This window comes from Streptomyces sp. NPDC086077 (assembly GCF_040686175.1).
Taxonomy (GTDB): domain Bacteria; phylum Actinomycetota; class Actinomycetes; order Streptomycetales; family Streptomycetaceae; genus Streptomyces.
On sequence record NZ_JBFBJT010000282.1, the window covers coordinates 1 to 4,022 of the forward strand.

Below are 4,022 nucleotides of genomic sequence, written 5' to 3' on the forward strand. Positions count from 1 at the left end.
TTCGGCAGCTTCGCACATCGTCCGCACACCCTCCGGACGGAAACACTGCAGACCGGCATCCGCATGAACCGCGAAGGTAAGTAACCTTGCATGCGGCTGTCCAGCCGCACCGGTTCCGTCCGGCCTGGGCGGTGGCACGAGAACGAGCGGGCATCGGAGGGGCGGCCGCACACATGACCACCGGACTGATCCCCGGGGGACAGCCCCCGGACCCCGGGCCGACGAGCGGCCTGCCGACACAGACGCGCGGCGCGCCGGCCGGCACCGCCGCCCAGCACGTCGAGAGCAGATCGAGGAGTTTCGTGATCACCGCGCGCGCGGCCGCCAGCTTCGAGCCCGTCGGGCGCTCGGTCGCCTCCGCACGCTCCTTCGTCCGCGACACGCTCCAGGGCTGGGGGTACGCCGACGTCGTCGACGACGCCGTGGTGCTCACCAGCGAACTGGTCACCAACGCCGTCGTCCACGCGGGCACCAACGCGGACGTGCTGTGCCTGCGCCTCGACGGCGGCGTCCGCATCGAGGTCGCCGACCACTACCCGGAACGCGAAGTCCCCCTCCAGGGCTCCGCCGTCAACATGGGCAGCCCCGACCGCGAGGGCGGCCGGGGTCTCCAACTGTGCGCGGCCCTCGCCGGCCGCTGGGGCGTCGACTACACGCCCACGCACAAGCAGGTCTGGTTCCAGATCGACCTTCCCGAACGCGCCGTGGGCACCCGCACCGCCGGCCCGTCCCTCCCCGCCGACCTGCTCCCGCTGGCCGACGGCCGCGTCCGCGTCGCCGTCATCCAGATCGACCGCGGCGGCGCCATCACCGCCTGGAACGAGGACGCCGAGGAACTCTTCGGCTACCAGGGCGAACAGGTCACCGGCAAGCCCCTGACCGACCTCGCCGCCTGGCCGCACACCCCGGGCACCAGCACCGGCATCGCCGAGGCGCTGCGCCTCTCCCGCTGGGAAGGCAGCTACGGCATCCGCGACTCCGGCGGCCGGGTCGTACCGGTGTACGCCTCCCACCTCCGCGTCCGCGACACCGCCGGCGAGCCCTCCACCGTCTGCCTCCTCGTCCGCGACCACGAACGGGCCGTACTGCAGACGCCGATGCGCATGACGGCGTCCGACTCGACCACCTCCTCCGAGGGCCAGAGCACCGACCCCTTCGAGGTGTTCATCGGCTCCCCGGCCCCCGACGACCTCGACGGCCTCCTCCAGCGCACGGTCGAACGCGCCCGCGACATGCTCGACGGCGACTCCGCGTTCCTCCTGCTCGCCACCGACGACGAGACGGAGTTGGAGGTCCGCGCCTCCACGGGCCTGCCCTCCGCCCGCCAGCGCTTCGCCCGCGTCCCCGTCGAGGCGGGCCCCGGCCGCTACGGCTCGGCCCGCATGCCCGCCGTCCACGACGACCTCGCGGCCGTCCCGGGCGCCGTACCGCTGCTCAGCGGCACCGGCATGCGCTCGGTCGTCACCGTCCCGCTCAAGGTCGAAGGCCGCCTCACCGGCTCTCTCGGCGTAGCAGCGGAGGGCGCCGGCCGCTACTCCAACGAGGAGGCCCTGCGCCTCCAGTTCGCCGCCGACCGCATCGCCCTGGCCGTCGAGTCGGCCCGCCTCGGCGAACTCGAACGCCTGCGCCGCGGCTCCCTCAGCTTCCTCGTCGAGGCCTCCGACCTGCTCGCCGGCACCCTGGACCGCGACCAGACACTCGCCCTGATGGCGCAGATGACGGTCCCGACGCTGGCCACCTGGTGCGCGGTCTACACGATCGCCGACCAGGCCTCCGAGCCCTACCTCTCGTACGTCCTGCACGAGGACGAGGAACTCATCGACGGCATCAAGTCGCTGCTGTCGAAGATCGCCCCACCCGACCCCGTGCCCACCCCCGGCGCCCGCGTCTGGTCGGCCCCGGCGGAAGCCTCCCACCAGGCGGCCCTGCGCACCTCCATGCGCAGCCTGGGCCTCGGCGAACCCGCCACGGTCAGCTCCGGCATCGGCACGACACTCGCGACGGCGTCCGCGGTCGGCGGCGAGACCGTCGTCCTGCCCCTGGTCGCCCGCAACCGCGTCATCGGCATGCTCACCCTCGGCAAACCCACCGACGAGCACTTCCGCCAGGAGATCCTGGAACTGGCCGAGGACCTCTCCCGCCGAGCCGCCCTGGCGCTGGACAACGCCCGCCTCTACTCCGAGCGCACGGCCATCAGCCAGTCCCTCCAGCGCAGCCTCCTGCCGCCCGAACTTCCCGTGATCGACGGCGTCGAGGTCGAGGTCATCTACCGCGCGGCCGGCGAGGGCAACGAGGTCGGCGGCGACTTCTACGACCTCTTCCCCATCCGCGACGGCGCCTACGGCTTCGCCATCGGCGACGTCTGCGGTACGGGCCCGAACGCGGCGGCAGTCACCGGCCTCGCCCGGCACGCCCTGCGCCTGCTGGCCCGCGAGGGCCTCAGCGGCCCGGCGGTCCTCCAGCGCCTCAACTCCGCCATCCTGGACGAGGGAGCCCGCAGCCGCTTCCTCACCCTCCTGTACGGCGAGATGCGCCCGCAGGAGGACGGCAGCGCCGAGCTGAAGGTGGTCTGCGCCGGCCACCCGCTCCCCCTGCGTCTGCGCCAAGACGGCACGGTGGAGGCCGCGGCCGAACCCCAACCGCTCCTCGGTGTCCTGGAGGACCTTGACCTCTACGAGCAGACGGTCACCCTCGACCCCGGTGACGTCCTCCTGTGCGTCACGGACGGCGTCACCGAGCGCCGCGAGGGCAGCCGCATGCTGGGCGACGACGGCCTCGCCGATGTCCTCACCACCTGCACCGGCCTCACGGCGGGCGCGGTCGCGGCCCGCATCATGCGCGCGGTGGAACGCTTCGCCTCGGACGCCCCGTCCGACGACATGGCGATCCTGGCGATGCGCGTCCCCGGCCTCCACAACGGCCTGAACAACGCCTGAACAGCAAAAAGGCCCCCGCCCGATAGGGCGGGGGCCTTCTGCGTCGGAGCCCCCAAACGGAATCGAACCGTTGACCTTCTCCTTACCATGGAGACGCTCTGCCGACTGAGCTATAGGGGCCGGTCGCCTTTTTGAGGTTTCCCTCGCGGCAACGGAATAGATCATACCCCGAACAGACCGCTGCTCCCAACCACCAGCGCCCCGTCAAGAGGGCGATCAGAAGGCAGGCTGCAACAGTCCGCCCAGCGCATTGCACGCGGACACTGTCCGCTGCATGTCCCGCTTCGTCAGAGCACCGTCCACCGGCAGCGCGAGCGTCTCCTCGGCGGCCCGCTCGGTCTCCGGCAACACCACACACTCCCGGAACGCGGGCAGCCGGTGCACCGGCGTCTTCACCGGCACCCAGCACTCAACTCCCCTGACCCGCAGGGACCGTGCGAACGCGTCCCGGTCGGGCCGCCCGTTGCCGGGCACCCGCACCACGTACTGCTGATAGGTGTGCCCGACACCGACGTCCGGCGTTTGCACACCCCGCAACTTCGCGTCCAGGTAGGCGGCCCGCTGCCGACGCTGCGCCACCTCGTCGGACGGCTCCTCGGACTCCCCCTGCTCCAGCACCAGAAGCCCGTGCCGCTGCCCGACGACATGCAGTCCCGCGACATCCGCCGGCCGACCGAACCGATGGACCACAACGACCGCCGCGGTACGCGGGGTTACCACCGCTTCGACGGCGGACGCGTCGAGGCAGTACGACACCGGGTCTATGTCGGCGAACACCGGGCGCGCTCCCGCCAGGGTCACCGCTTCGGAGACCTCGACGTTCCCGAACGCCGGCACGATGACCTCATCACCGACGCCTACGCCGGCGGCCCTGAGCAATGCAGCAGTACCCATGATGCGGATCGTGGTTGCGCAACGTGAACTGCAAGTGACGCACAACAAAAAAGAGTTGGACCCGGAACCGAAGTTCCAGGTCCAACTCTTCTAAAATTTGTTCGGCGGCGTCCTACTCTCCCACAGGGTCCCCCCTGCAGTACCATCGGCGCTGTAAGGCTTAGCTTCCGGGTTCGAAATGTAACCGGGCGT

Annotated in this window: 2 protein-coding genes, 1 tRNA gene and 1 rRNA gene; 1 reads left to right on the forward strand and 3 read right to left on the reverse strand. The window is 71.1% G+C overall.

Going from position 1 to position 4,022, the window contains the following annotated elements; genetic code table 11:
- Positions 1 to 173: 173 nt before the first annotated feature.
- Entirely contained in the window at positions 174 to 2,936 is a 2,763-nt protein-coding gene (locus AB0O67_RS36820; protein ID WP_365460316.1) for a SpoIIE family protein phosphatase, read from the forward strand.
- Positions 2,937 to 2,983: 47 nt separating this feature from the next.
- Here the strand turns inward: AB0O67_RS36820 and AB0O67_RS36825 are convergent.
- The 3 genes from AB0O67_RS36825 to rrf form a co-directional block, all read right to left on the reverse strand.
- Positions 2,984 to 3,056 (reverse strand) — tRNA-Thr (locus AB0O67_RS36825).
- 96 nt (positions 3,057 to 3,152) lie between these two features.
- Entirely contained in the window at positions 3,153 to 3,815 is a 663-nt protein-coding gene (locus tag AB0O67_RS36830; protein WP_365460319.1) for a DegT/DnrJ/EryC1/StrS family aminotransferase, read from the reverse strand.
- Positions 3,816 to 3,929: 114 nt separating this feature from the next.
- Positions 3,930 to 4,022 (reverse strand): 5S ribosomal RNA (gene rrf / locus AB0O67_RS36835); the annotation flags it as partial.

Coding starts and splice junctions, on each gene's coding strand:
- AB0O67_RS36820 (WP_365460316.1), top strand. CDS start 174: ATGACCACCGGACTGATCCCCGGGGGACAGCCCCCGGACCCCGGGCCG.